Genomic DNA, 23,562 nt, shown 5'->3' with positions numbered 1-23,562 from the left:
CGACGTTAATTCATGCTGATGTGGAAATAATAATATTTAAATATAGTGAATTTCATTTTTTGCTTCCTTACCGGATTTAGTCCGTTTTTCAGGAATCTACATCTAGTTGTGAATTTAAGACGTTCTTTCGGCATCAGCAATCACCTACCTCGAACGTGATATGCGGAATACCAGCAGAAAATCCCGAATAGAGGAGTCTTCCCCGGCTAGAACGGTCATATCCCTTTATCCATACAGTTCGATTACAAGTAAGGGGTGAGATAATGCCTGGAAAGACCAATACAGACACAGAAGAGCCAGCGGACACGCTGGATAACCCACGTCGGTCGTTCATGAAGAAGGGCGCACTCGCGACGGGCGCGCTCGCACTCGGCCTCGGTAGTGCCGGCAGTGCTGCTGCACAAGGCCAGAACGTCTTGGTGTACACCTATGATTACCATCCGGGTGTACAGTTCCGTGTGCAGAACGCCCTTGAACAGTCCACGACGGTGCGACTCCTCGCGCGACCTGGTGGCGGGAACGTCCCAGAAATCAGCCAGCCGGACGACTACAACGCGTACATCATCCGCTACCTGTTGGGCGGTGGTGACGGAGGACAAGGACAGATCACGACGTTCGTGTTCGGCCGCGACCTCACGCTGAGTCAAGGCGATACCCGTCGGTTCTCTGGTGACGCGTCGGTCTTTAGCAGTGCACTTAATCTACTCAGCACCAGCCTCCAGGGTGGTGGCAGCTAACCCGCACGTCTTGGTTCAGAATGGAGAAAGGGGTGTCGTCTGTGCTGATTACGTTGCCTTTCCCTCCTTCGACTTGCACTGGTACCGATTCTCTTAAAGGAAATTAAATTTGTTATTCCCCGAAAGGGGGTGAGAGACAGGAGAAGTCTACGTACACAAGTGGGTTGTCACCGACGACCCAACTGTCGTGTCCGGGTGGAATCACCATTACGTCGCCAGCTCCACCTTCCTCTTCGGTTCCATCGTTCAGTTCGATGCGCAATCGCCCTGAGACGATATAGAGCGTGTGATGAGACTCACAGCGGTCGGTACCCATCAGCGGAGCGACATCCTCTGACCACCTCCACTCGGGGTCAACAGTCGCCCGTTTGACCGTGACGTCTCCAAGCGATACGATCTCAAGCGTGCCGTTGTCGAACGAGGTTGTATCATCCGGGTCGTCGAGGTGTTTCACTACGAGTTCATGTGACTCGGGGGTCATCTCCTGGGGCCTCGTTGTATGGTCAACGTGGGGTTCTGATTCATCTGGAATCACCGTTAGCGTGAAGGGGCAGTTGAATCCCCTTCATCGATTTATCCGTCGTTTCTTCCTTGATTTACTTTCCTTCTTCTACTCTGTAGATCTCGTCTGCGACGAGTCCGTGCGCTTCGCGGTGCACCGTCTCGCCTGCTTCCTTACTCGATCCCTCGAAGAGGCAGAAGATGGCTCCTTTGTCCTCGTCAAGCCAGTACCGCAAGTATTTCACACCGTGCGCTTCTTGAACTTCGAGGTCTTTTTTGTGTGCCTCTGCAACGGCCTTGGCGTCTGCACCGTCTATGTTCCGGTGGACATCCATGTACAGTTTCGTGGTCATGGTATCACCGATTTGAGAATGGCGCGCCACCACGATATCTATTCGCGCTGAGCAGAATTTCACACCGTGGACAGCCATTACGGCGCAAACGCAGTTCGATCGAGGTGAATAGCCTCTCGGCAGTAGGCGTCGAAGGTGGCGTTTGCCCACGCCAAAATCGTCTCGTTATCGGTCTCTATCACCGCACGCGGTGCTCCGTCTTTGCTTCCGAGACACAAGTCGACGACTTCATCGTCTATAATAAACAGGACGTAGGGGACAGCGCCATCGTAATGAAAAATCCGGGCACGGCCTGTTTCGAACATCTCCTTCGAGCGGATAACCATGGTCGCGTCAGCCGCGACGGTTGCCAGCGCTCCTGAATCGAAGACTGCCTCCAACCGATGGCCACCGTTGATGGTCGCGCGCCAGCACGCTTCTATTCCTGCAGGGAACACAGTGTATGAGAGAATACGCGCTCGGTCAGCAGCGTTGAGTCGCTCAACAATACGTGTTGTCGGTGCGAGGGCGTCGTTTTTGTGTGGGCGGACAACCTCGGCGTTGGCGAGACAGCCGAGATCGAAGTCAAATCCTTCTTCCGGGAACCACTGAATCACTCCGTTCAGCGTCTGGAGCGCCTCAAACCGATCAAGGAGCCCAATGAATTCTTTCGAAGTAAACGAACCGAGTTTCGTTGCTTCGTAGCGTCGTCTGTCTCGATTGACCAACCCTCGTTCCTCGAAATCATCGAGAATACGGCTCAATGTTGGGCGCGAAATTCCGGTCGTTTCTTCGAGGTCGCGGCGTTCAATCGAACCTGCAGTCAGTGCGTTGAGTGCTCGAATCCGGTTCGCTGAACGAGCGAAAAACTTGATCTCTTCGAGTGGGGATTCTACGTTATCGAGTGAGGTCTCCATGGTAGTTACTTACACGCACAGTAGTATCTCACTTGTTATTCGACGTGCGAAAACTTGTGTTCGTGAATGTGCGCTGCTCGGTGATAGCCGAGACCGGCAATTGATGTGCCATGGATAAAAAAGCTGAAGCGATGGCTAGTTCGGCAGTTCTTCGCGGCCCGTTCTCACGCATGGCCAGCACGGGAAGCCATTGAGGCCGTCACAGTCGCAGTCCTCTGGTTCGGCATCGTCTTCGCTGTCCTCCGAGGAGAAGGCGTCGAGCGTTCCGTCGTCGGTTGCATTTTCGACGGCGGCCATGTGTTTGCAGAAGGCGTTGCGGTGGACGTGGTGCGGACACGTGCAGGCCATCAGTTCTTCGGTCACGTCGTCGAGGGAGACTGTGTACTGGTGGTCTGTGTGGTTCTCGTGGCTCTGATTGGTGACTTCGACGAGTCCGGGAGCATCGACATCGAAGGCAAATTGTTCCTACCAGAAGACACCTTACTCGTGGTCGTTCCAGACTTCACCTACTCGGTCATCCACACGCTCAAGAACGGAATCTATGACGGCGACAAAATCGGCCGGGTAGTCTCGATCAACAGTATCTTCCGTACGTGCCTTCGGTGGTTGATGAAAATGATCCCGGGTATTATGCGGATTTTCGTGCCGGTCCCATCGGCACACCCACGCCGTTCCACCTCTGTCCTCACGATAGGTGATGTTGAAATCACCATTCGTATACGCACGGATCTCGAGAGCGACCTGTTGAATTGCGTCGGGGAAATACTGACGATCAAACCACGCTACGACCGATTCCGGTCGCTCGTGCGGAAAGACAGAGACAGATTCAACGAGCGAGAGTGTACCCAATCGACGAGCGATATGGCGTAACAGGGTCTCATCGAGTGTTTTCTCGGTATCATCGCTCATCGATTAGGCGGACGCCTGTGTAGTGTTGTCGTGGTTCTGTCGTGCCTGTTCGAGTTCTTCGATTCGCCGTCGAACTGTTTTCCACTCTTGCAGTTCCGACCAGACATCCTCGATATCAGTATAGTCTGCATGGTCGAGCGCATCCACGTGGTCAGGTCCCTCGGCATCGTATTTTTCGCGGTAACTCCGCTCTTTTGCGATCTCCATTTTCAATCGTTGTTCGAGTTCCTCCATGGGGAGTCCACGCAGCCAATGAATCCGTCGCCATCGGAAGTAGTCTTCGTCGCGGACGAATTCGTCTGGTGTCTCGTTGGTCTGCGTTAGCATCCCGATTTCCGCGAACCACTGCAGGTAGTCCCTAGCGGTTTCCTTCGAGACATTTGCTCTCTCGGCAATCGCAGCAACTCGTGTTGGCTCATACAGCTGCAGGGTAGTGGTATACACCCGATCTCGCGTTGACTCGTCTTCCCACGTTTCTTTCCATTCCTCGGCGAGACTTGGTGGCGTGGGTGGGTTGTCGTCTGGGGTCATATCCTACTCTTCGCGCTACTGCAGTATATATCTTGCCTGCGCTTAATATATTGTGTGGAAGGCACTGGCCATCGATTCTCAAGACGTTAGTGATCACTACTTCCTTCAACACGAAGCGTCCCACCGTACTCACTGCAGCTGTACTGCTCCGGGTTGCGGACGGTCTTCGAGCGTCGATACCGGGCAATCCGACCATCGCAATCCTCGTAGACGAGCCACCACTTTGGCGCGGTGAAGCGTTCGCAGTGTTGCGAGCTGTCGAGGCGATCTGTCCATTGGGTGAATGTTGCTCCGTGATCCGCGTCGCCGAACTCGTGATACTGCCATGCGTGAACGAGTTCGTGCCGGACGGTTTCGCTGAATTGCTCCCAACCGTGTTGTTCGTAGGCCCTTCAGGTCAGCGCAATCGTGATCTCGTCTGTTGTAGAGTCGTACTTCGTGACGCCTGCCTGTCGTTGGGCTCGGTGTGAGACCTCCCAGTCGATTTCTTCGATCGGCAAGTCAGGGAAGTGCTCGGTGGCGACGTTCGTGGCGTGCTGTTGTGCTCGGTCGAGGAGGGCTGTCGGTGTCTCCGGAAAGTCGTCGGTCGCAGCATCCGCGCTTTCTGTGAGCGTTCGCTGGTCCGTGCTATCCGAGAATGTTAATTGGCGTGCCATGGATAATACTACATTAGCGGTTCTGGTTCAACTGTCGACGTAGTCTGAGTGAGCCAGTGTTTATCTCGCTATGAGTTCTTCTTTTCTAGTCGTTTGATGTCCCGAGCAACGTCAGACAAATCGTTGTTGAACTGATGTCCACCAGTATCATACTTGCGAATAGTTGCCTGCGGAAGTTTTTCCGCGTATAGCGCGAGGTGGGAAAACGGTACTATTTCATCGTCTCGGCTGTGGTAAAAAAACATAGGTAGTTCACTTGGGAGATTCGACGCAACGTTTTCCTCCAACTCATACTCGCTGACTTGCCACCCTTCGGCATTCCAGAAAGGTACTGCGATAAGGAATAGACCAGCGATAGGCACGTCTATCTTCTCCTCGGAAAGACATTTTAACAGAATCGAACCGCCCAAAGAGTGTCCGAGAAGAATCACCTCATCATCCAATGCAGCAAGTTCCGTTACGATCTGCTGTTTCCATGCCTCGTATTCGAGATTATCTTCATTTGGCATCTGTGGATACTGCACCTCGTATGCAGCCCCCAATACATCCTGTAGATCCACTGCTAGTTTTTCATCTTCTTCGTATCCTCCAGCACCATGAATGAACAGCACTTGGTGATCCATAGCATTCCTCTCTATGGGAACCTGTTCCACTCTAATCGTCTTATAGATGCGCTGAACGGCGAATATGGACTAGCTCTCTTCTGTGACGGTTAGCCAATCATTGCCAGCTTGGGATTCTGGTCACTCTGTATTAACCGCCGAAGTAGCAATAAAAAGGGCTGAAGCGGTGGTTAGTTCGGCAGTTCCTTCCGTCCTGCTCTCACGCATGGCCAACATGGAAAGCCGTCGAGGCCATTGCAGTCACAATCTCCACGAGCAGGTCCTAAGCCCACCGCGGTTGACCGGGCGTAGTAACCCTCTCCTGTCGGTGGGTTATTCTACACTACGATTTTTCAGGGAGCGATAACCACCTGAATTTTTGATCATGCAGTCCACGTTGTATGATATGGCTACTCATGACACTTTGGATGGTTTTTCGAATGATGTGACCTTACCCAACGTCGTGCCGTTTGACCTCACCCAGCTGACTCGGTTGAGTTGGGAACTGGGCTCACAGACGGTCGAAAACAACGATTCAGCACGCCACAGCCAATGGAAGCATGAAAAGGGATGGGCACTGTCGATTTTTCAAGCGACAAGTAATACGGTGATTCTGCGTATCTCTACTCCAGTAGGGCGAGAACAGTTCTATGGAGCCGCTCAGATGGATCTGAATTCAGCACTACCCGGACTTAACTCTGCACCTCACTGGCAACAGGACGAATAATTGGCTCCGATTTCTCAATAGCTATCAATCTGGTGTTTTACCTGTCACATTGTCGATAGAGACGGTATACTGGTGGTCTGTAGGCGTCTCGTGGATCTCATTGGTCACTTCGAGGAGTCCGGGGGCATCGACGTCGAAGGAAAATTGTTCGGCCTGTGCGCGTTTCTGTGCCGTCTCGGCAGCGTCACGGGCTGCGGACGGGTTTGTACTCATGGTCTTCTAGCACGTTTCGGAAGACCGGTGCCGGGTGTTGCAAGCACCCGGCGCGTTTCAACACGCCCGATGGCTCCGTCTTTCCTACCAAGCACTATGTAGTGTATGGTATTAAATCCACCGGCGTACTATGTAGTGTATGGATTTAAGATGGTGGATAGTGAACTGATGGGTACGATGACAGACGAGAGAAAGCGCGATACTCGGGGGCAGTACGCAAAGGAAACGACTGACGACGATATTCTCGCCGCGATCAGGGAGTCAGAGTTTCCGGCGGTGACCGCTCGCTGGGTGGCAGATACGGTTGAGATGGAGCGGCCGTCAGCGCATCGACGGCTTGAGGTGTTACATGAGGATGGAGAGGTTGAGCGGGGAAAGTTGAGTCCGCGGGTGGTCATCTGGTGGATTCCAGAGAACGAGTGAATCACTTTCTTGATTCACGAATTACGTCGAAATGCGTAGTGACAGACAGGACACTGTCGTTCGAGTTCATCGATCACGCAATCAGTTGTCTTACCGGTCCATCCACAGTCAGGACATTGAGTGAGGCCAGTGCTCATTTCATTTAACAATGACTCCCTGTATCAACTCGTTTGAGAACGAAAGAAGGCCGTGATTCGACGAACAGATTGGCATAAATATACTTAAAATCATAATTATATTTATAGTTATATATAAGAATTTAATAATTCAGATCTAAGGCTGGATAGAGGCGTTGTATTTCGCGATAATGCCCGTATGAGCTAATATCGGTATTCGACCCATTGCAGACACTGCTGGGATGGAGTGGCGGCTATGACGATCAGATTCCCGTAGTGTTCTCGCGAATATTGAGGTACCACCCTGATTACCGCAAATTTCCGTCGGTATTCGATCCTTCCTCAATCCAGGATGTTTGTCGAGACTCAACTCACCACCATTGGACGCGATCGAATCGGTATCATTCGGTCATACCAGTACTGATAGAACAGCGACAAATTGAAAGCAGACTCGAAATCGTAGTTCACGAATATCTTTATGAATGGCAAACCATGATAGTCGTATTCAGATGTACGACAATATTCTCCTCCCGACTGATGGTAGTCTCGAGATGGCAAGTGCCATAGAACAATGCTTTCAACAAGCGAAACTAAGCGGCGCAACCATACATGCTCTCTATGTCGTCGACTTGCGAGCATACATGCGATTCCCTGATAAAACACAAACACAAGTCATCCAAGTCCTCGAACAAGAAGGAGCGGGCGCTCTTGACTATCTTGAGCAGCGAGCGGACGACGCCGAGATCGAGCTCATCACCGTGATCCAACACGGTATCCCGTACGAGGTGATCCTCGACTATGTACTGCAAAACGATATTGATCTTATCGTGATGGGAACTCACGGACGAACGGGGGAGAAAAAACGAATCCTGGGGAGTATCGCCGAAGAAGTCGTTTGTAATGCCAGAATCCCTGTGCTTACGGTTCATATGAAAACGGAGGATGTAAAAAAACTAGAAGATGAAATCCCGGAAGAACAACAACGGTATATCAAATAACCAGGATCTATGACTGGTAATAAGAGAGCGTAAGGAGAGGGGGAGAGATTCGCAACAAGAAATCAGAGGCGCGTCGGGTGATATGGATTCGGTCAGAATAGCAGTCATTCGTATTCCTCGTTGGGACGTGCATAGAGCAATTCGCTTTCACGATCATCGTAATCGCTCTCAGGACCACCGATGATGAGATCTAACTCTCGAGTGATGCCACCGACCGCAATCGTCTCCGGATAGCGTCCGTCATAGTCGAATTCGTTTGTAGCCTCGTAGATTCCGAATGCGAGGACAACATCGACATCGCTCTCTTGGATGACTTCCTTAGTCGGGTTCACAAAACTTCCTGTGAGCCATGCACGAGAAGGCAAACTTCGTTAATTTCGAGTGCATCTCGGATTTGCGGCCACGTTGGTATGCGTTCGGAAATGCTCATTTCAATGGGCGTATCGATGATTAGTTGCTAGATACGGGTGCCAAGTCGCGGTGCCGGATCTAGGCATCAATTTCGTGTCTTCTGTTTCGATGCGGTAGCTGTAGGAGTCCCGATCACGCCCGGTCTCGACTTCGAGGTGGTCTTGCAGGACATCCGTGATGATGCTTGCTTTTCCAGACACTTGTTATCGGGATCAGTTTTGGATATGTAGATCTGGATATCGTCGCCCAGTTAATTGGGTCAGTTCGCTGGCAGAGTGACATCCTTTATTGACAGAAAGTCGTTCATATAGTTTGTTTGTATCAAGAAGAGAGTAATAGGTCAAGATACATCCACGTCACCTACAGTATGATAAATAAGTCGGTTTACGCGAGGGTTTTTGCAAGAAAATCATAGAATCAGTTTGGGAATACACAGTTTTTGCACTGGTGAGAACGAGAGTGAGAACAAGAATAAAATCACCGTTGCATACGCAAATGGCAGCAATTCGAGAACCACTGAAACGAGCGCTATTAATCAAGTATCAACATCACAGAATTATGGAAAATAGAGCTATTTTGCTGGAGTTCGTAACTGTGATTGACACAGAGCATGTTTAGAGCAAAGATCTATTTCAATTTGCAGAAGGATTGCATTTTAAGCGAAATCACGTCGCTAAGCAATCATCCATTTAATGTTACACAAGAAGAAGTTCGAGATGACTACTTCATTACTTTCGTAATTGAAGCCGGTGAGAAGCGAGAATTACTTCGGGATAAGCTAATGGCATCAGAGCAGGTTCAATCGGTCGAAACACTTGATGAAAATCGGTTACTTGTAACGAAAAAGTCGTGTGGAGCTCTTCCAATCATTCGCCAGAATCATGGGATGCTAGATGGAATGGATAAAGTTAATGGTAGTCAGCGGATCTTTGATATCGTCGTATTTCGCCGTGAAGATTTGAAAAGGATAATTGCGGAACTCTCTGGAATTGGCTCAGTAAGTCTTGGGAAATTATCTCCATTTGAATCTCAGTTACAACTGCTTTCTTCTAGACAAGCTGAAGTCATCGAACTTGCTTTGGCGTCAGGATATTTTGATTGGCCTCGAAAAGTCGAAGCACAGGATTTAGCTTCAGAACTTGATATTGCTCATTCTACGTTCCTGGAGCATCTCCGAAAAGCAGAAAAAAAGCTGTTAATCGATGCGCTCGAACAGAAGACCCAGTCTGCTACTGCTCCAGCAGAGCGAAAGTTCATACTTGAGAATAGTACTTAAAGCCCCTACGTGTGTAGGGAAAAAGTAGACTCTCTTCACATATGTTAGTATAGCTCATGGCAGACAGACACATTGGTAGACGGGGATTTCTCCAACTGACCACTGCTGGAAGTGCTATTGGATTCGCAGGGTGTTCAAGCATTCTGTCAGGAAATGGTAACGACAGTGATGGAAAGGGAAAAACGATTTCTTATCTTAGTGACCGAGGCGATTCAAAACAAATCATCAACGAAATCATTGGTGAGTTTGAGAAGAACCATGACTACAAGGTGAACGTTACATACACATCAAAGGGGACATCAACAGATCAACAATTACAAAAAATGGTGGCTGCCGGCAACCCGCCAGATCTTATTTTTGATACTTCTGCCGATGCATACCGATATCAACGCAACGGAGATTTAGCACCAATTTCGAATGCTGTCCAGGATAATGGGCTTCCAGATCCAGTAAACGTGGATGGAAAATCGTACTTTGCACCGACAATGGTCGAGCCTTTGATGTTTTGGTACCGGAACGATCTCTACAGTTCGAATCCCGAAACCTGGTCTAAATGGGAGAAAAAGGCGAAACAGGTTTCTCAATCGAATAACATCGAAGGGTTTGTAGTTCAATCTGGACAGACAAACAACGCGGACACGCAAATCACACAATATCTGTGGCAAAATGATGTAGAGATCTATAGCGGTCCATCCGATAACATCCAGATCACCATTGACGACGGTGCTAACCGGCAGAAGGCAGTCGAAACTTACCGGTGGCTGAAAACGATGAGTCAATATTCACCGAATGGTAGCGGATGGGAGTGGGGAGATGCAATTGAGGCACTACAGCAAGAAAATGCAGCAGCAATTGCAAGCGTTGGCGGCCTACCAATCTTAACTATTGCTGAAAACCGTCCAGATTTAATAGAGAAGCTATCTCCATCACCATTCCCGCTGCCACAGGGTAAAAAGCAGAACAAGTGGTGGGCATATATGGAAGGGCACGTTGTTCGGAATGATGGAAATGCTACGGAGGGCGCAAAAGCCTTTGTCGACTTTTTCTCAAAGTCGGATAAGTTCATGGATTTTGTCCTCTCGGCACCACTGTTCCAGTTCCCTCCTACTCGAGATGGGTTAAATAGCAAGGCAGTCAAGCAAAACAAGACAATTCAGAAACATCCGGCAGTAATGAAGCTCGTGAAAGAGAATTGGGACTCATTCTCGACAATCCTAGCGACTGGAAAAGATGGCGCACCAAATATCGTTGCAGCTGACGCATACGGTCAACAGTTGTTCGGACAATCGGCTGATCAACTTCTTGTTGGTGGAAAGTCTCCCGAACAGACGGTGGATTGGGTTGCAAAGAAGCTACAAGGGTTGAAGAATCAATGAGCATGGAAACACGAACTCGGCCTCAACAGTTATTCAATGGACGTCGGTTTTTACTGTTAGTTTGTTTTCTACCACTTGTGATATTCTTTACTGTTATTTGGGTGCTTCCGATTCTCTACGCACTCAATATGAGTCTCTTTTCCAATCCCACACAGGAGGCAACGTTTGTTGGACTCGCTAACTATACTGAATTACTATCGAGTCCTGATTTTTGGACATTTCTTTGGAATAGTGTTGTCTATGCCCTCTCCACAACAATTCTTAGTCTCTTAGTCGGACTTGGGCTAGCACTTGTTGTAAATCAGCGAATAAAAGGCCGAAGTGTACTACGCACGATGATGATATTTCCATATTTGATTCCAACGTTAGTAGTGATCTTCCTATGGAAATTTATCTTAGATCCGAATGTCGGGATCCTCAACCAGTTTCTCGTCGATGCCGGTCTCATCGCAGAACCGATTGGATTTTTCTCGTCTCTCAAGTGGGCGATGGCAGGTGTTGTTGTAACGAGTGTCTGGAAATTTGGCTCGTTCTCATTTTTCATTCTTCTCGCCCGCCTGCAGGCAATTGATCCTGACTTGTACGAACGAGCACGGGTTGAAGGTGCCACTACGTGGCAAGCATTTCGTGATATCACTTTCCCGCATCTGAGAGGTGCGATTTTCATTATTCTTCTCGTCCGTGGGATTTGGATGTTCAACAAGTTCGATATTATTTGGCTCTCAACAAATGGAGGGCCACTGAAAGCGACAACAACTCTACCGATCCGAGTTTACCAGCTCGCTTTCAACGAAGTAAACTTCGGTGGTGCAACAGCACTGGCTGGTATAATGTTCTTCCTTCTCGCGGTTGTCGCAACTGTGTACTTTCGGGTATTCAATCCGAGTGAGGAGGTGGGTACATAATGGCTACCAGCTCAAGAGGCGCGGGAACCTTCGTTTCTCAAAAGACACAACAACAGTTCAAGCGATTCGGGGTCTATACTACGGCGGTTCTCGTTTCTATCTTCGTCATGATTCCGGTATATATCATGCTCTTATTAGCGTTTCAGCCACCAGAAGTGGTGTTCTCTGGAGGACAAGTGAATTTAATTCCACGGACACTGTCATTCCAGAACTTCAACGAGCTACTAACCACGACAAAGACGATTCGGTATATGACGAACAGTATCATCGTCACTGGAAGTTCAACGGTCCTTTCGACGAGTATTGCTGTTGCAGCCGGATACGGGCTTACTCGGTTTGATTTCCGTGGTAAGAGCCTCACTGCACGTGCGGTTCTTTTCTCGTATATGTTCAGCCCGATCGTACTCGCTATCCCGCTATACGTGCTGTTCTACACGGCAGGGCTGTTGAATAGCTATTTCGCACTCACACTCTCGCTGACGGCGATTTCAACGCCCTTCGCGATTTGGTTGATGTGGCAGTACTTCCAGACCATTCCGATTTCGCTCGAAGAGTCGGCATGGGTTCGGGGAGCAAGCCGGTGGCGTACGGTTCGAGATGTTGTCTTGCCGGTGGCTCGGCCAGGCTACATTTCAGCTGCGATTTTTTCGTTCGCAGTCGCGTGGAATGACTTCACAATGGCTCGAGTCGTGATGAGTAGCGACAATATGTATACGATTACGGTTGGAGCGAGTTTGTTCCTTGATCGGGTATCTGTCGGCTGGAGCGAGACGATGGCTGTCTCGTTTCTAATGTGCATTCCACCCTTCCTGATAGCATTGTTCCTTCAAAATTACCTGCTCCAGGGATTCAGCGTTGGAGGTCTTGAGTAACATGGCAAAATCAATTCACCTTACAGATGTACGCAAAGTGTTCAAATCAGGTGGCAAAGAGTTCGAAGCAATCGACAACCTATCCCTCGACATCCCGGGAGGATCCTTTACGACTATCGTTGGGCCCTCTGGGTGTGGGAAGACGACGACACTCCGAATGCTTGCAGGGTTAGAGACACCAACAAGTGGACACATTCACTTCGGTGATGAAGAAGTAACCCATCTCAGGCCACAGGAGCGGAATATTGCGATGGTTTTCCAAAGTATCGCGCTCTACCCACATATGAGTGTCCGTGAGAATATCGGCTATGGATTAAAAATCGCAGGAGTTTCACAAGCCGACCGCAACGAGTCAATCGAAGAGGCCGCCCGGACGTTGCAAATCACAGATCAACTTGATAAAAAGCCAGCTGAGCTCTCTGGTGGTCAACAGCAGCGTGTCGCCCTTGGAAGTGCCTTCGTCCAGAACCCCGACGTACTTCTCTTGGACGAACCGATGAGCGATCTTGATGCCAAACTAAAGGCAGAGTTGCGAGTCGAAGTTCAAAGGCTCCACCAAGAACTCGATACGACTGTTGTCTATGTCACGCACGATCAAACGGAAGCGATGACGATGAGCGATAACGTCGTCTTACTGAATGATGGTTCCCTTGAGCAGTTCGATCCACCGAAAACCCTATTTGATTATCCGAAGTCCGAATATGTTGCTCGATTTATCGGGACGCCGTCGACGAATATTCTTGAATGCCAGGTAGAAATTATCGATGAAACACCCACGGTCACTGGTCATAGACTAGAAATTCCATTACCAAACCAGGATCTTTCCGCGTCCAGTGGTGACGTTATCAAGCTCGGAATAAGACCACAGTATCTCTCGCTTGGAGCTGGTGACCACTCAGTTGAGGCGACAGTTGAGGTTGTCGAGCCGCTTGGAACGGAATCGGTGGTTCATGCTCGAACACTCGATGAGACACGATTAGATATTGTCTCTGATGCCGCTGATGATCTCTCACCGGGCGAGTCGATTACAGCGTCATTCGAAACAGATCATCTGTATTTCTTTGATGCTGACGGAAGAACGCAGTTGTTTGGTGAAGAGCTTACTGAAAATCAATCGCAAGCACAATGGGGGTCAGAACAATGACAACCGAGAAGTTGCCACTTGCTGATATCACCGTGCTTGAGCTAGGCCATATTATTGCAGGTCCCTTCTGTACACTGACGCTCGCTGATCTTGGTGCAGAAGTAATCAAAATCGAAAATCCAAATGGAGGCGACGCTGTTCGTGACTCAAGTCCAACTGGAAATAGCTCGTTCAACTACGTCAACCGCGATAAAAAGAGTCTAACGCTGAATCTGAAGGCCGATCGCGGACGTGCCGTTTTTATTGATCTTGTTAAGAAGGCAGATGTTATCGTCGAAAATTTCGGACCGGGCACGACTGATCGACTTAACATTGGATATGCCGATTTGAAAGAACACAATGAACAGTTGATTTATTGTTCGATTAAGGGGTTTAATCCGGGACCGTATGAGGACTACCCAGCACTTGACCCAATTGCAGAGGCGCTGAGTGGCTTAATGAGTACAACAGGCAATCCCGGGGAGCCGCCCGTCCGCGCCGGGACAAGCATTGCTGATATGGCTGCATCGCTGTATGGCGTAATCTCTATCCTTGGTGCACTTCGACAGCGAGATACAACAACCTCCGGACAACTCATTACGGTTCCCCTTTTTGAAAGTTCGGTTGCGCTGATGGGCTATTGGTTAGCATATACGCAAGCCTATGATGATATCCCGGATTCTCTCGGTGCAGGGCACCCGAATTGGTCTCCGTACGACGTTTTCCAAACCAAGGATGAGAAATGGATTTTCGTGGGACCGTCGTCAGAACGCCAGTGGAAATGGCTCTGTATGGAACTCGACCTTCCATTCGATGAAGATGAACGATTTGCTTCGATCAAGGCTCGACGGCAAAATAACGATGAGCTAGTAGCATTGCTTCAGGACGAATTTCAACAGTTCGACCGAGAGGAGATTGTTTCTCGACTCCGTGATGTGAACGTCCCTGTGGCACCAGTGCAGAACCTCCAGGATGTTGTTGACGATCCTCATTTGAACATGACTGATGCACTGACAGAGATCAATGCCGTAGAAGGGAACGAAACAACGATTCGAGTACCTCGATTTCCGGCACAAAGCACTGGATTTCAACGGAGGAAGACTAGAGATCCTCCTCGACTAGGAGAAAACACGGTCGCGATTCTCACTGAATTCGGATATTCAGCAGAAATAATCGAACAACTGGCGTCAGATCAGATTATCTGATATCCTTCGCGAGTGCAACAGCCTCTTCGAGGTGAAGATCCTCGTTCTGACTATCGAGTTCGCTAAGAAGGATCTCAATTCGATCGTCAATCGGATCGCGATTTGCTCGCTCTAGTAATTTCTTCGCTGCCCCTCTCCCCGTTGATGACCCAAACAGCAAATGTCGTTGTCCCCCAAAATCTGCAGGGTCAAACGGTTCGAATGTTGCTGGAGTATCTAGCATCGCAGCCGTATGGAGGCCAGATTCATGTTCAAACACTCCCTTCCCAAGTATCGGTTTCTGTGGTGCAATATCTTCATCAAGGATATCAAGAATCGATTCGAGTGCAGGAATCAACTGACCTTTATCGACACTAAGCTCGGTAGAATTGGCTTCTCGAGACTGAGCGATAACAAACTCTTCAAGTGCAGTATTTCCTGCTCGTTCTCCCACACCGGCAACAGATACATCGATTTTGCCAACTCCACAGTTGCTCGCTGCAAGTGCATTTGCGGTCGCTAAGCCTAAGTCATTATGAAAATGAATCCCTATCTGTGATAAGTCAGTGGTGAGGCCAGTGAGTGTTTTTTCGACCATCGTTGGAGTTTGCGATCCAACGGTATCAGCGATTGTAATGTAGTCTGCATTTACACGCTCGATAACTTCATTTAGGAAGTCAGTCTCAGTTCGGAAACCATCCATCGCAGAGAAATGAACCTCACACCCAGTTTCGTGAGCATAATCAAGGGAGGTTTCGATACGTGAGAGAAGCTCTTCTTTCTCTACTCCAAGAATATGAGAGCGCTGCAGATCGCTCGTTGGAGCGAACAAGTCAATAACATCAACCCCTGCATCTATTGCTGCATCTATGTCCCTTTGGATCGCACGCGCAATACCAGTCGTTTTCGCCGTAATATCCAGGGCATCACAGACTTCCTTTGTCTGGGAGTCAGCGATTGGAAACCCAAGCTGAATATATTCTATACCCAATTCTGAGAGGTTTTCTGCTACAGTTATTTTTTGCTTAGTGGAGTACGAGTAGCCGGATCGTTGCTCACCTTCGCGAAGTGTAAGGTCTAAAAGTTCCATAGAATACAATATCGGAGAAACCGTATAGACTTTCCGAGAAATGTATGTTTCCAGCAGCGAGGGTACTATCAGCCATCCAAACTCTCAAAACCGGTTTTGAGAGTTTGGATAGTTTGCAGATCATCGCAGACATTGAGACTTGGTTACAATGCGAAGAGTAGACAGGTTCTTGCAGGTTGAGTTCGTGGCGCACCGTCGAACTGAACTGTTCCTAGCCCTCTTGCTCGAATGCGTTCCACGTGAGAACGATCATAATCTCTTCCGTTTCTGGGTCGTACTTCGTGATCCCTACTTGTCGTTTCGCACGCTTCAAGATGTCCCACTCAATCGCGTCAACCGGCAGGGAAAGGAAATGCTCAGCTGCGACATCCACTGCGTGCTGTTGCGCATGGTCGAGCAGCTCGCTCTCGGTCATCGGTGTATCGTCGTCCTCGCTCTCGGTCGCTGTATCCGCACATTCGGTGAGCGTTCGCTGGGCGGCCACATCGGACAGCGGCAGTTGGCGTGACATAAATGAAAAGAGTGAGACGGGGTTAGTTCGGCAGTGCTTTGCGACCCGCCCGAACGCACGGCCAGCACGGGAAGCCATCGAGGCCGTCACACTCGCACTCTGCCGATTCAGCGTCGTCTTCGTCCGTCTCGTCCTCTTCCGATGGGAACGCCGTCAGGGTGCCGTCGTCCGTCGCGGTTTCGACCGCAGCCATGTGCTTACAGAAGGCGCTCCGGTGAACGTGATGCGGGCACGTGCAGGCCATCAACTCGTTAGCCACCTCGTCGATCCTCAGATGGTTGTGTCATCCAGTACATCAGCCTTATTACGTTCTATTACATACTGTTACACATGCCCGTCGACTTCGAGAGCTACCACCCAACAGAGCTACCGAACGAAAACACAAATGGACGGTCCATTCTCGAATTTCTCGCTGACAATCCAGAATTGGGATTTCGAGCCGGTGAATTGGCCGAGGAACTCGATATCCCCCGTGGGAGTGTTGGAACGACATTGAGTCGACTTGAAACCCGAGGACTCGTCAGGCACAAGGGAGAATATTGGGCAATCAATCCAGAAGCGTACGATGCTCATACGGCGAGCCTCATCGGATTAGAGACGGTTGCGATGCAATTCGAGGGTGACTACTATGATCAGAACCCGGACTGGGACGCTGATCTTCCGGATCTTGACGAGCAGGAACAAGAGAGCACTTCGACGGAGGAGGAGTGATGTATGACCGCGGGGTCGTGGTCGTTGCTTCGGATCCGTTTGGAAATGCACCACGACGGCCGTATTTGATTATCAGCGGTCAGGATCATCCGTTTGCTGGGCAACAGTACATCGCGCTTGGAATTACGACGAAGGAGTATCCCGAAGGTCTCTCACTGGCAAACGCATTCGAGGCGGGCACACTGACTCAAGAGTCGTTTGTCTCCCCGTGGGCCGTCGTTTCGCTCATGGACATCGATATTGACCGTGCAGTTGCTCGACTTACAACGGAGTTTGTGGACACTGCGGTCGAAACGATGACACAGTACGTTTTCGAGTGATATTTCCGTCTGCTCTCTGTGGAGTGTCAGTCGTCGTTAGAATGGACAAGACTGGCTCGAGAGCATGCAAGATAATCTCGATTTCGAGTGGCGAGAACGTTAGTATGTGCCACTAACCACTTCAGGCTCTAAGCGAGGACTAAGAGCGAAAGCAAGGGCTCAAGTAGAAAGCAGTCAACCGCGAAAATCTTCCTCGTATCTATTCTTTATCGCGAGAACTACTTAAACTGAATTCGGTCAGTGACTATCGCCCTCCTTGACACGAATCGACCCACCACACTCACTACAGCTGTACTGCTCCGTGTTGCGCAATGTTTTCGAGCGTCGATAGCGAGCAATCCAACCGCTATAGTCCTCGCACACCAGCCACCACTTGGGTGCGGTGAATCTCTTATAGTATTTCGAGGTCTCGAGGCGGTCTGTCCAGCGGGTGAGTGTTGCTCCGTGATCCGCGTCGCCGAACTCGTGGTACTGCCAGGCATGGATGAGTTCGTGGCGCACGGTCGCACTGAATTGCTCCCATCCCTGTTACTCGAATGCATCCCATACGAGCGAGATCTTATCTCGCCGTTCACAGGGTCGTATTTCGTCGCACCTGCCAATCTCTGTCGTTAGGACGAGATTTCCCACTCAATGGGTTCTATCGGCAAATCGGGGGAATGCTCAGCGGCGATGTCCGCCGCGTGGCATTGCACGCGGTCGAGCAGGTCGTGCTCAGATGTCGGTGTGTCGTCACTCTCGGTCGACGCATCTGCGTACTCGAGCAGCGTTCGCTGAGCGGCCACTATCGGATAGCGCCATTTGGCGCGACATAAATAAGAAGCAGGAGACGGAGTTAGGCTAAAGGAAAATCGTTCCCGCTGGGCGCGGTTCTATGCCGTCTCGGCAGGTTTACGGGCTACGGGTGGTTTCGTACTCATTGTCGTCACCTTCACGTACAATCTTGAGCAAACCTTCTCGTCGGTAGACATAGATGGTTTATTAGCGGGTATGACTAATTGAAACTCTATGTCTTCAGATCGCGGTGAAAACGGCTCAGAGAAGGAGATGGGAGCCGGAATTGCAGTTGGACTTGCACTGGGGGTCGCCATCGGTGTTGCGATGGATAACTTAGCAACGGGCGTCGCGATTGGTCTGGTACTGGGAATTGGAATGGGAACAGCATGGCGGTGAAGACGACAACAGAACGAACTCTACGGTAAAAAGACCCTTAACTCAGGATCAAATTATCGTTTTCAAATGCAACCGGAAGTGTTAGCAGTACTCTAGGTCTCTACTACGGTGATGACTAACATCGCCCTCATTGTATTAGACACTCTCCGAAAGGATGCTTTTGATGCAGAATTTGACTGGCTTCCTGGGAAGCGGTTTGACAATGCCTGGTCAACTGCGAAATGGACGATACCCGCGCATGCATCTCTCTTCACAGGAAAATATGCGAGCGAAATCGGCATCCATGCAAAATCAGAGGGGTTCGATTGTCCAGAGCCAGCACTAGCAGAATGTCTCCAGCAAGCCGGATACACGACACGAGCGTTTAGTGCCAATCTAATGGTATCGCCTATTTTCGGGTACGATAGGGGTTTCGACACGTTCGAAGGCACATGGCGAATAAACGTCAACAGTAAAAGCCTCAAGGGGTGGAAAGAAATTCTCGAAATCAATCAGGATTCCACTGGATTGCAGCGATATACGGATGTTCTACGACGGGCGTTCGCTGGTCAATATCGAATGCGAGACTCAATCAAGCGAGGCATGAGAAAACGATCTCACAATCTAGTAGACAAACGAACTGACGATGGTGCAGCAAAATTCCTCGAAAAGACTCAGAAAACTGCGTTTGGAGATGACGAATTTTTGTTTGCAAACCTCATGGAAGCTCATGCTCCATATACACCACCAAATGGAACTATTGAGGATTCGTCCTATGACGAAGTAGCCGCTACGCTCACGGATGACGAGCCCGACCAAGAACATATTCGTAAAGCGTATGACGAAGCAGTTCATTACCTTACAGATCAATATCAGCAGATCTTTGCCGAGTTAAAGCAGGACTTTGATTATGTAATCACGATTGGTGATCACGGTGAATTATTCGGTGAGCATGGCAGCTGGCGGCATTTACATGGAGTGTATCCAGAGCTAGCTCATATTCCGGTTGTAATTTCAGGTTCTGACTGCAAAGGAGTGTGTACCAAGACAACGAGCATTCTTGACGTTCATCGAACAATCCTCGAACTTACTGACGTTGATGCTCCGTCCCGAGGACAGAATTTACTAGGCGAGATTACAGACCGACCACGATTAGTTGAGTATGAAGGTCTTCGATCCGCGCGGATTCGAATGATGCAGAAGGCTGGCTATCCCACTTCACTTATCGAGACGTTTGATAAGCCACTCACTGGTATTGCGCTTTCTCGTTCGTATTATGGCTATGAGACACGGGATGGGTGGGAAGAAGTCGGCTCACCAGCTGTTTCTGACCCACAAAAATCACTCGGGGAATGCCGACAAACGTTGGATGTTCGAGAGACTACAAATGATACCATCGAGATAGCTGATGCAGTAAAACAACAGCTCAGGGATTTAGGATATGCATGAAATAGATAGATTTCCGAATGAGCTAGGGTGGCCAAGAATAGAGACGACCTATTTCTCCGCACGAGTCGGATCTTCAGTAACGTCATAGTCGGTCACACTCGGCGGTTCAACTTATCCAGTAAACGTCGGCCGAGAAGAAGAGCATCAGCGAAATGATACCCCCTCTTCCACCAGTGACTTTAAACAAATGCTCGGAAGTAAATATGCTAAAGGTGGTGTAAAATCACGAATGTACCTTCGGAGCCATCCAGACTGCTTCGCTGGATACCTAAGTAAATAGTACACAGACGGATGGAAACAACCGCCGAAAAACGAGCTGTCCGCTGGGGAGGTGACGTGTTACTCAATCTGGTATTGTCTAAACAGTGTAAATTAGTGGTAAATAGATTGCAGACTACTCTGCCTTCAGTTCTTTCAGTCGAGCGAGGAGCTCTTCGATCGAGTCATCGCCAGTGTATTCGACGTGGCCTTCGAAGTTCGTCCGTCGATCGTCCGAATCAGCGTCAACGGAGCTGATCTTCTTTTCGCGGCGTTCGTACTCCTCTGCATCGAACGTGCCCATTGACATAGAATTACCTCCGTGATAGATATTGGTGCTACAAGAGTAAATGGCTATCGCACGAAAATAGGCAGCTACCCCGCCCAATACCACGGGATTATGGATATCAATAGTGGATTACGGTTGGGGCAGTTAAGTTATCGACAATAGTTACCCTTCGGCGTAGCGCGGCCTAGGTTTCTTGGAGTCACTTGCCCCTCCTCTGCTGACGCCCGGGCTCAGACTCAGACGACCCACCTGATAACCCGCCCGCCCTTCGGGTCGGGCGCGGGATGGCCAGACGGTACGCAGTTCGTGATACCCGGCGTTCCAAACCCGTTTCCAGTCCCGCCTAACCGCTCGGGGAATGTGACCTCCAGATAGAAGTAGTCCTCGTGAGACCCCACCGAATCCGCCATCATCTCGTCCACAATCTCGTCGTCGAAGATGTCCTTGTGGACGCCCACTCTGACGTGGCCGCTCCGATTCATCGTTGGCTCCCACGGATTATTATCTGGTGAATTCTGGAGGAATAGGTGCCTCAGTTAGCGATTGTCGAAGGCAAGAGAATAGCAGCGTTTTCGTGCATCGACAAATGAGAAGCGTGAGTCAACGAGATCATGTTCTTCGAGTCGAGTCAGTGCGTAGCGAACCGTGCGTGGCGGGAGCAAGGTTTCATCGGCAAGTTCAGCCTGCGTGAGCGCACTGTTGTTGTATTCGAGGACTTTCGCAACCAGTTTTGCACTTGGTGGGAGCTCGGAAAGCACGTCAGTCGGTGATTTTGTTTGTGGATCGTCTGTGTCTTCTGGAGCTTGTACACGTTGTTGCATTAGACACCAAATGTGACTAGCTACTCAAGACACCTTTGATCTGGCAGAGATGTCTGCCGGGGTGAAACTGTTCTCCTACGGATATCGTTCGGGTTGAGTGTGAATGGGAATGCGAGGGATGGGATTCGAACCCATGGACGCCTACGCGAGCGGGTCTTAAGCCCACCGCCGTTGGCCTGGCTTGGCAACCCTCGCCTGTTGGTCGATTACTCCGTTTAGAATAAGTGGTTTACTAATTGTGGGAGGGCGCTAAGAGATGGCTTTGTACCGGGAGCAGTATCAAGAGAACCTCATCGGACCAGGCCCGATAATGATAAGAAGGATCGAGAGGAGCAGGAGATGAATTTATTCAAGAGTGCAAGCCAGCGGATGGCTTGCGGTCATGGAACCGCTCGACCCCTCTATGACGAGCGAGATTGCGGAGGAGCTTGGCTGGCCACGGCGGACGGCATATGAGGTTTTGAATGGGTTTGCGGACGATGGTGAGATTCGCAAGAAGAAACCATAGGCCTGCTACTGTAAGTCGGGACGAATGCCCCGGGATATTAAGCCTCTTCTCTGTGTAGTGGTCGGTAATGGCTCTCATTCCTTATCATCTTAGAATCGATGGGAACTACTATTTGCTCTCGTATGTTCACCCGTCTGAATCAGAAGCACGGGAGGATCTACGGAGTCGTGATGAACCCGCTGTTATCCAGCTCCTCGAACTCGACGATGACGTATATGGTGTCTACACGTTTGCAGAAGCACAAGAAGAGGCGATCGAAGGTGCTGATCTCTCAAACTATAGTACTGATACACGCGATATCGTCGATACTGCCATCAGTCTTTTCGACGAGATCAGCGACGAACAAGAGATTGCGTGGTACAAGCCGCTCGAACCGACCCAGATTGCGGACGCCATTGAGGCAGTAACATGGAAGCAATTGATCCCAACTGTCGGTGGGAGTCTTATCTCGGAACTCATTCGGTCTCACGGTCTTCCGAATGCGAACCATCGAACGTCAATCGCATTTTTCGAATTGTACGTTCGGACGTTTCACACGTTTTCAGACGTTCCAGAAACGAATCAGGGGGACGACTGGGCAACGTGGGCAAATGAGTACATTCGCGAATCAAAGCGGATCCTCACAGTCCGTCGGAAAGCAGCCCTCTTTTCGTTTCTTCAAACTCTAGGCGCTACAGGCGTCCGCAGAAAGAACGATGTTGTCATCCCGTTCGAGACGTTTCCACCCAATGTCGACGATCCGTGGACGTACTACGCTGTTGAGCATGAACACGTCTGGGAGGAGTTTGCGACAGACTATCTCCAACGAGCAGGGGCATCTGAATTGCTTACGCAGAGGGATGATGGGAAGCGCGTCTTCGCAAGCCGATTGTGACGCAATCGTTATGGTTCCTCAGTTCCGAATTAGTTGTATGAGCAAGAACGAATCCGCACACGTCGACGCTCGGGAGTACATCCAGAGTGTCCGTGAGCGGGTTGACGCACGAGAGAACGGTGTTGCGGCTGAGAGTCTTACAGTTGTCGCAGCGCACGTCGCTCATCTCGAGGACTAGCGTTTTCAACGACACGACTACGTCTTCTTTATTCTTTTAATGTGGATGGCTGGGTGTCATTGAACCGATCGACATCGTCAGTGAGAGGGATCTCGTGTGAGCGAAACAGCTCCTTTGCGTGTTCGAACTCTTGTTCGGTGAATGCAAAGTATCTGGACGGGAGTCGAATACGTCGCTTATTGCTCTGACCGTCGTTCTGGTACTCGATGATAAATCGAGGATGGGTCCACAACGAGCCTTCGATTACCTCAACGGCAGTAATCGAATCGAGGGTGAGTTGATTGACTCGTCGGAATCCTCGGAGAAGATCCACGAAATAGGCGAGAACGACGATGATCACAAAGATTGGTAAAAAGGGTGGCAAGAGTTCTGGTTTGATGAATATGAAGTAATTGACTATCCAAACGACATAGACGATCATCAGTCCGGTGAGGACGAGCCCACGGGTTGAGGCCTTCGCTCCCTCGTAGTAGTGTTTCAATTGGTCAGTGTAGCTCTCCTCGAGTCGCAGTTCGCTTTCGGAGATGAAACACATCCCTCGCTTCGTCCTGAAACTTTCCACATCATACCACTACAAGCGTCAAGTAAAAAA

36 protein-coding genes, 1 tRNA gene and 2 pseudogenes are annotated in these 23,562 nt (G+C 49.8%); 17 read left to right on the top strand and 22 right to left on the bottom strand.

The window, feature by feature from the left end:
- Window positions 1-263 precede the first annotated feature (263 nt).
- Entirely contained in the window at window positions 264-737 is a 474-nt protein-coding gene (locus tag LIW51_RS31455) for a twin-arginine translocation signal domain-containing protein (RefSeq protein ID WP_227379981.1), read from the top strand.
- Window positions 738-849: 112 nt separating this feature from the next.
- Here the strand turns inward: LIW51_RS31455 and LIW51_RS31450 are convergent, their stop codons facing one another.
- The 9 genes and pseudogenes from LIW51_RS31450 to LIW51_RS31410 form a co-directional block, all read right to left on the bottom strand.
- Entirely contained in the window at window positions 850-1,218 is a 369-nt protein-coding gene (locus LIW51_RS31450; protein ID WP_227379980.1) for a cupin domain-containing protein, read from the bottom strand.
- 115 nt (window positions 1,219-1,333) lie between these two features.
- Window positions 1,334-1,591, bottom strand: a complete 258-nt coding sequence (locus LIW51_RS31445) for a DUF4242 domain-containing protein (protein WP_227379979.1) — start codon at window positions 1,589-1,591, stop codon at window positions 1,334-1,336.
- 77 nt (window positions 1,592-1,668) lie between these two features.
- Window positions 1,669-2,487: a helix-turn-helix transcriptional regulator gene (locus tag LIW51_RS31440; protein ID WP_227379978.1), complete on the bottom strand. Its 819-nt coding sequence runs from the start codon at window positions 2,485-2,487 to the stop codon at window positions 1,669-1,671.
- Between the two features lie 135 nt (window positions 2,488-2,622).
- Window positions 2,623-2,859, bottom strand: a pseudogene (locus tag LIW51_RS31435) (SWIM zinc finger family protein); the annotation flags it as partial.
- Between the two features lie 108 nt (window positions 2,860-2,967).
- Window positions 2,968-3,396: a toxin-antitoxin system TumE family protein gene (locus LIW51_RS31430; RefSeq protein WP_227379976.1), complete on the bottom strand. Its 429-nt coding sequence runs from the start codon at window positions 3,394-3,396 to the stop codon at window positions 2,968-2,970.
- Window positions 3,397-3,399: 3 nt separating this feature from the next.
- Window positions 3,400-3,927, bottom strand: a complete 528-nt coding sequence (locus tag LIW51_RS31425; protein WP_227379975.1) for a DUF7342 family protein — start codon at window positions 3,925-3,927, stop codon at window positions 3,400-3,402.
- 86 nt (window positions 3,928-4,013) lie between these two features.
- A pseudogene (locus LIW51_RS31420) lies at window positions 4,014-4,301 on the bottom strand (SprT-like domain-containing protein); the annotation flags it as partial.
- Window positions 4,302-4,319: 18 nt separating this feature from the next.
- Window positions 4,320-4,583, bottom strand: a complete 264-nt coding sequence (locus tag LIW51_RS31415; protein ID WP_227379974.1) for a hypothetical protein — start codon at window positions 4,581-4,583, stop codon at window positions 4,320-4,322.
- Between the two features lie 68 nt (window positions 4,584-4,651).
- Window positions 4,652-5,236 carry an alpha/beta fold hydrolase gene (locus LIW51_RS31410; RefSeq protein ID WP_227379973.1) on the bottom strand — a complete coding sequence of 195 codons (585 nt, stop codon included), beginning with the start codon at window positions 5,234-5,236 and terminating at the stop codon, window positions 4,652-4,654.
- A gap of 355 nt (window positions 5,237-5,591) precedes the next feature.
- Between LIW51_RS31410 and LIW51_RS31405 the strand changes: the two genes are divergently transcribed.
- Entirely contained in the window at window positions 5,592-5,912 is a 321-nt protein-coding gene (locus LIW51_RS31405; RefSeq protein ID WP_227379972.1) for a hypothetical protein, read from the top strand.
- A 24-nt stretch (window positions 5,913-5,936) separates the two neighbouring features.
- Here the strand turns inward: LIW51_RS31405 and LIW51_RS31400 are convergent, their stop codons facing one another.
- Window positions 5,937-6,125, bottom strand: coding sequence for a hypothetical protein (locus tag LIW51_RS31400; protein ID WP_227379971.1), 189 nt, complete (start codon window positions 6,123-6,125; stop codon window positions 5,937-5,939).
- Between the two features lie 168 nt (window positions 6,126-6,293).
- Between LIW51_RS31400 and LIW51_RS31395 the strand changes: the two genes are divergently transcribed.
- Window positions 6,294-6,548, top strand: a complete 255-nt coding sequence (locus tag LIW51_RS31395) for a MarR family transcriptional regulator (protein ID WP_227379970.1) — start codon at window positions 6,294-6,296, stop codon at window positions 6,546-6,548.
- Window positions 6,549-7,173: 625 nt separating this feature from the next.
- A complete protein-coding gene (locus LIW51_RS31390) occupies window positions 7,174-7,662 on the top strand; it encodes a universal stress protein (protein WP_227379969.1) in 489 nt (162 codons plus the stop codon).
- Between the two features lie 104 nt (window positions 7,663-7,766).
- Here the strand turns inward: LIW51_RS31390 and LIW51_RS31385 are convergent, their stop codons facing one another.
- Both LIW51_RS31385 and LIW51_RS40555 read right to left on the bottom strand, forming a co-directional pair.
- Entirely contained in the window at window positions 7,767-7,994 is a 228-nt protein-coding gene (locus LIW51_RS31385) for a hypothetical protein (RefSeq protein ID WP_227379968.1), read from the bottom strand.
- A gap of 99 nt (window positions 7,995-8,093) precedes the next feature.
- Window positions 8,094-8,273 carry a DUF8139 family protein gene (locus LIW51_RS40555; protein ID WP_497007417.1) on the bottom strand — a complete coding sequence of 60 codons (180 nt, stop codon included), beginning with the start codon at window positions 8,271-8,273 and terminating at the stop codon, window positions 8,094-8,096.
- Window positions 8,274-8,671: 398 nt separating this feature from the next.
- Here LIW51_RS40555 and LIW51_RS31380 point away from each other — a divergent pair, with 398 nt between their 5' ends.
- The 6 genes from LIW51_RS31380 (at window position 8,672) to LIW51_RS31355 (ending at window position 14,830) form a co-directional block, all read left to right on the top strand.
- Complete coding sequence (locus LIW51_RS31380) at window positions 8,672-9,349, top strand: helix-turn-helix domain-containing protein (protein ID WP_227379967.1); 678 nt, start codon at window positions 8,672-8,674, stop codon at window positions 9,347-9,349.
- Window positions 9,350-9,465: 116 nt separating this feature from the next.
- Entirely contained in the window at window positions 9,466-10,725 is a 1,260-nt protein-coding gene (locus LIW51_RS31375; protein WP_438267483.1) for an ABC transporter substrate-binding protein, read from the top strand.
- 2 nt (window positions 10,726-10,727) lie between these two features.
- The gene (locus tag LIW51_RS31370; RefSeq protein WP_438267482.1) at window positions 10,728-11,630 is read left to right on the top strand and encodes a carbohydrate ABC transporter permease; all 903 of its coding nucleotides are present in this window, start codon (window positions 10,728-10,730) and stop codon (window positions 11,628-11,630) included.
- Window positions 11,630-12,502 carry a carbohydrate ABC transporter permease gene (locus LIW51_RS31365; protein WP_227379964.1) on the top strand — a complete coding sequence of 291 codons (873 nt, stop codon included), beginning with the start codon at window positions 11,630-11,632 and terminating at the stop codon, window positions 12,500-12,502. Before LIW51_RS31370 ends, LIW51_RS31365 begins: the two co-directional genes overlap by 1 nt.
- 1 nt (window position 12,503) lies before the next feature.
- On the top strand, window positions 12,504-13,646 hold the full coding sequence (locus LIW51_RS31360) for an ABC transporter ATP-binding protein (protein ID WP_227379963.1): 1,143 nt from the start codon (window positions 12,504-12,506) through the stop codon (window positions 13,644-13,646).
- The gene (locus LIW51_RS31355; RefSeq protein ID WP_227379962.1) at window positions 13,643-14,830 is read left to right on the top strand and encodes a CaiB/BaiF CoA transferase family protein; all 1,188 of its coding nucleotides are present in this window, start codon (window positions 13,643-13,645) and stop codon (window positions 14,828-14,830) included. The genes LIW51_RS31360 and LIW51_RS31355 overlap by 4 nt, the downstream gene beginning before the upstream one ends.
- Here LIW51_RS31355 and LIW51_RS31350 read toward each other — a convergent pair.
- The 3 genes from LIW51_RS31350 to LIW51_RS31340 all read right to left on the bottom strand — a co-directional run bounded on the left by LIW51_RS31350 (window position 14,823) and on the right by LIW51_RS31340 (window position 16,669).
- Complete coding sequence (locus tag LIW51_RS31350) at window positions 14,823-15,899, bottom strand: LeuA family protein (protein ID WP_227379961.1); 1,077 nt, start codon at window positions 15,897-15,899, stop codon at window positions 14,823-14,825. The genes LIW51_RS31355 and LIW51_RS31350 overlap by 8 nt on opposite strands.
- 211 nt (window positions 15,900-16,110) lie before the next feature.
- On the bottom strand, window positions 16,111-16,410 hold the full coding sequence (locus LIW51_RS31345; protein ID WP_227379960.1) for a hypothetical protein: 300 nt from the start codon (window positions 16,408-16,410) through the stop codon (window positions 16,111-16,113).
- Between the two features lie 22 nt (window positions 16,411-16,432).
- On the bottom strand, window positions 16,433-16,669 hold the full coding sequence (locus LIW51_RS31340) for an SWIM zinc finger family protein (RefSeq protein ID WP_227379959.1): 237 nt from the start codon (window positions 16,667-16,669) through the stop codon (window positions 16,433-16,435).
- A gap of 71 nt (window positions 16,670-16,740) precedes the next feature.
- Between LIW51_RS31340 and LIW51_RS31335 the strand changes: the two genes are divergently transcribed.
- Both LIW51_RS31335 and LIW51_RS31330 read left to right on the top strand, forming a co-directional pair.
- The gene (locus tag LIW51_RS31335; protein WP_227379958.1) at window positions 16,741-17,121 is read left to right on the top strand and encodes a MarR family transcriptional regulator; all 381 of its coding nucleotides are present in this window, start codon (window positions 16,741-16,743) and stop codon (window positions 17,119-17,121) included.
- Window positions 17,121-17,441 carry a hypothetical protein gene (locus LIW51_RS31330; RefSeq protein ID WP_227379957.1) on the top strand — a complete coding sequence of 107 codons (321 nt, stop codon included), beginning with the start codon at window positions 17,121-17,123 and terminating at the stop codon, window positions 17,439-17,441. The genes LIW51_RS31335 and LIW51_RS31330 overlap by 1 nt, the downstream gene beginning before the upstream one ends.
- A gap of 237 nt (window positions 17,442-17,678) precedes the next feature.
- Here LIW51_RS31330 and LIW51_RS31325 read toward each other — a convergent pair whose 3' ends face one another.
- Together LIW51_RS31325 and LIW51_RS31320 are read right to left on the bottom strand one after the other, a co-directional pair.
- Window positions 17,679-17,942: a hypothetical protein gene (locus LIW51_RS31325; protein WP_227379956.1), complete on the bottom strand. Its 264-nt coding sequence runs from the start codon at window positions 17,940-17,942 to the stop codon at window positions 17,679-17,681.
- Window positions 17,943-18,052: 110 nt separating this feature from the next.
- Entirely contained in the window at window positions 18,053-18,226 is a 174-nt protein-coding gene (locus LIW51_RS31320) for a hypothetical protein (protein WP_227379955.1), read from the bottom strand.
- A 223-nt stretch (window positions 18,227-18,449) separates the two neighbouring features.
- Between LIW51_RS31320 and LIW51_RS31315 the strand changes: the two genes are divergently transcribed.
- A complete protein-coding gene (locus LIW51_RS31315) occupies window positions 18,450-18,614 on the top strand; it encodes a glycine zipper domain-containing protein (protein WP_227379954.1) in 165 nt (54 codons plus the stop codon).
- A gap of 111 nt (window positions 18,615-18,725) precedes the next feature.
- Window positions 18,726-20,042 (top strand): sulfatase-like hydrolase/transferase, encoded by a 1,317-nt coding sequence (locus tag LIW51_RS31310; protein ID WP_227379953.1) that lies wholly within the window; start codon window positions 18,726-18,728, stop codon window positions 20,040-20,042.
- Between the two features lie 394 nt (window positions 20,043-20,436).
- On the opposite strand, the gene LIW51_RS31305 is transcribed toward LIW51_RS31310, so the two are convergent.
- The 4 genes from LIW51_RS31305 to LIW51_RS31290 all read right to left on the bottom strand — a co-directional run bounded on the left by LIW51_RS31305 (window position 20,437) and on the right by LIW51_RS31290 (window position 21,605).
- On the bottom strand, window positions 20,437-20,610 hold the full coding sequence (locus tag LIW51_RS31305; protein ID WP_227379952.1) for a DUF5786 family protein: 174 nt from the start codon (window positions 20,608-20,610) through the stop codon (window positions 20,437-20,439).
- A 215-nt stretch (window positions 20,611-20,825) separates the two neighbouring features.
- Window positions 20,826-21,071, bottom strand: coding sequence for a hypothetical protein (locus LIW51_RS31300; protein ID WP_227379951.1), 246 nt, complete (start codon window positions 21,069-21,071; stop codon window positions 20,826-20,828).
- 54 nt (window positions 21,072-21,125) lie between these two features.
- Complete coding sequence (locus LIW51_RS31295) at window positions 21,126-21,410, bottom strand: helix-turn-helix transcriptional regulator (protein WP_227379950.1); 285 nt, start codon at window positions 21,408-21,410, stop codon at window positions 21,126-21,128.
- 110 nt (window positions 21,411-21,520) lie between these two features.
- Window positions 21,521-21,605: transfer RNA gene (locus LIW51_RS31290), tRNA-Leu, on the bottom strand.
- Between the two features lie 187 nt (window positions 21,606-21,792).
- On the opposite strand from LIW51_RS31290, the gene LIW51_RS31285 reads away from it, so the two are divergent.
- The 3 genes from LIW51_RS31285 (at window position 21,793) to LIW51_RS31275 (ending at window position 22,970) form a co-directional block, all read left to right on the top strand.
- Window positions 21,793-21,918, top strand: a complete 126-nt coding sequence (locus tag LIW51_RS31285; RefSeq protein ID WP_227379949.1) for a helix-turn-helix domain-containing protein — start codon at window positions 21,793-21,795, stop codon at window positions 21,916-21,918.
- A gap of 67 nt (window positions 21,919-21,985) precedes the next feature.
- Entirely contained in the window at window positions 21,986-22,792 is an 807-nt protein-coding gene (locus LIW51_RS31280; RefSeq protein WP_227379948.1) for a DUF8172 family protein, read from the top strand.
- Window positions 22,793-22,829: 37 nt separating this feature from the next.
- A complete protein-coding gene (locus LIW51_RS31275) occupies window positions 22,830-22,970 on the top strand; it encodes a hypothetical protein (RefSeq protein ID WP_227379947.1) in 141 nt (46 codons plus the stop codon).
- Window positions 22,971-22,998: 28 nt separating this feature from the next.
- On the opposite strand, the gene LIW51_RS31270 is transcribed toward LIW51_RS31275, so the two are convergent.
- A complete protein-coding gene (locus LIW51_RS31270; RefSeq protein WP_227379946.1) occupies window positions 22,999-23,532 on the bottom strand; it encodes a hypothetical protein in 534 nt (177 codons plus the stop codon).
- Window positions 23,533-23,562 lie beyond the last annotated feature (30 nt).

The organism is Haladaptatus halobius, assembly GCF_020618475.1.
GTDB classification, from domain to species: domain Archaea; phylum Halobacteriota; class Halobacteria; order Halobacteriales; family Haladaptataceae; genus Haladaptatus; species Haladaptatus halobius.
This window is presented reverse-complemented; position numbering and strand designations above follow the sequence as displayed.

Excerpts from the sequence above, each read along its gene's own strand:
- LIW51_RS31455 (WP_227379981.1), top strand. The coding sequence starts at position 264 with ATGCCTGGAAAGACCAATACAGACACAGAAGAGCCAGCGGACACGCTG.
- LIW51_RS31450 (WP_227379980.1), bottom strand. The coding sequence starts at position 1,218 with ATGACCCCCGAGTCACATGAACTCGTAGTGAAACACCTCGACGACCCG.
- LIW51_RS31445 (WP_227379979.1), bottom strand. The coding sequence starts at position 1,591 with ATGACCACGAAACTGTACATGGATGTCCACCGGAACATAGACGGTGCA.
- LIW51_RS31440 (WP_227379978.1), bottom strand. The coding sequence starts at position 2,487 with ATGGAGACCTCACTCGATAACGTAGAATCCCCACTCGAAGAGATCAAG.
- LIW51_RS31430 (WP_227379976.1), bottom strand. The coding sequence starts at position 3,396 with ATGAGCGATGATACCGAGAAAACACTCGATGAGACCCTGTTACGCCAT.
- LIW51_RS31425 (WP_227379975.1), bottom strand. The coding sequence starts at position 3,927 with ATGACCCCAGACGACAACCCACCCACGCCACCAAGTCTCGCCGAGGAA.
- LIW51_RS31415 (WP_227379974.1), bottom strand. The coding sequence starts at position 4,583 with ATGGCACGCCAATTAACATTCTCGGATAGCACGGACCAGCGAACGCTC.
- LIW51_RS31405 (WP_227379972.1), top strand. The coding sequence starts at position 5,592 with ATGGCTACTCATGACACTTTGGATGGTTTTTCGAATGATGTGACCTTA.
- LIW51_RS31400 (WP_227379971.1), bottom strand. The coding sequence starts at position 6,125 with ATGAGTACAAACCCGTCCGCAGCCCGTGACGCTGCCGAGACGGCACAG.
- LIW51_RS31395 (WP_227379970.1), top strand. The coding sequence starts at position 6,294 with ATGGGTACGATGACAGACGAGAGAAAGCGCGATACTCGGGGGCAGTAC.
- LIW51_RS31390 (WP_227379969.1), top strand. The coding sequence starts at position 7,174 with ATGTACGACAATATTCTCCTCCCGACTGATGGTAGTCTCGAGATGGCA.
- LIW51_RS31370 (WP_438267482.1), top strand. The coding sequence starts at position 10,728 with ATGGAAACACGAACTCGGCCTCAACAGTTATTCAATGGACGTCGGTTT.
- LIW51_RS31365 (WP_227379964.1), top strand. The coding sequence starts at position 11,630 with ATGGCTACCAGCTCAAGAGGCGCGGGAACCTTCGTTTCTCAAAAGACA.
- LIW51_RS31360 (WP_227379963.1), top strand. The coding sequence starts at position 12,504 with ATGGCAAAATCAATTCACCTTACAGATGTACGCAAAGTGTTCAAATCA.
- LIW51_RS31355 (WP_227379962.1), top strand. The coding sequence starts at position 13,643 with ATGACAACCGAGAAGTTGCCACTTGCTGATATCACCGTGCTTGAGCTA.
- LIW51_RS31350 (WP_227379961.1), bottom strand. The coding sequence starts at position 15,899 with ATGGAACTTTTAGACCTTACACTTCGCGAAGGTGAGCAACGATCCGGC.
- LIW51_RS31345 (WP_227379960.1), bottom strand. The coding sequence starts at position 16,410 with ATGTCACGCCAACTGCCGCTGTCCGATGTGGCCGCCCAGCGAACGCTC.
- LIW51_RS31335 (WP_227379958.1), top strand. The coding sequence starts at position 16,741 with ATGCCCGTCGACTTCGAGAGCTACCACCCAACAGAGCTACCGAACGAA.
- LIW51_RS31330 (WP_227379957.1), top strand. The coding sequence starts at position 17,121 with ATGTATGACCGCGGGGTCGTGGTCGTTGCTTCGGATCCGTTTGGAAAT.
- LIW51_RS31315 (WP_227379954.1), top strand. The coding sequence starts at position 18,450 with ATGTCTTCAGATCGCGGTGAAAACGGCTCAGAGAAGGAGATGGGAGCC.
- LIW51_RS31310 (WP_227379953.1), top strand. The coding sequence starts at position 18,726 with ATGACTAACATCGCCCTCATTGTATTAGACACTCTCCGAAAGGATGCT.
- LIW51_RS31305 (WP_227379952.1), bottom strand. The coding sequence starts at position 20,610 with ATGTCAATGGGCACGTTCGATGCAGAGGAGTACGAACGCCGCGAAAAG.
- LIW51_RS31300 (WP_227379951.1), bottom strand. The coding sequence starts at position 21,071 with ATGAATCGGAGCGGCCACGTCAGAGTGGGCGTCCACAAGGACATCTTC.
- LIW51_RS31295 (WP_227379950.1), bottom strand. The coding sequence starts at position 21,410 with ATGCAACAACGTGTACAAGCTCCAGAAGACACAGACGATCCACAAACA.
- LIW51_RS31285 (WP_227379949.1), top strand. The coding sequence starts at position 21,793 with ATGGAACCGCTCGACCCCTCTATGACGAGCGAGATTGCGGAGGAGCTT.
- LIW51_RS31280 (WP_227379948.1), top strand. The coding sequence starts at position 21,986 with ATGGCTCTCATTCCTTATCATCTTAGAATCGATGGGAACTACTATTTG.
- LIW51_RS31275 (WP_227379947.1), top strand. The coding sequence starts at position 22,830 with ATGAGCAAGAACGAATCCGCACACGTCGACGCTCGGGAGTACATCCAG.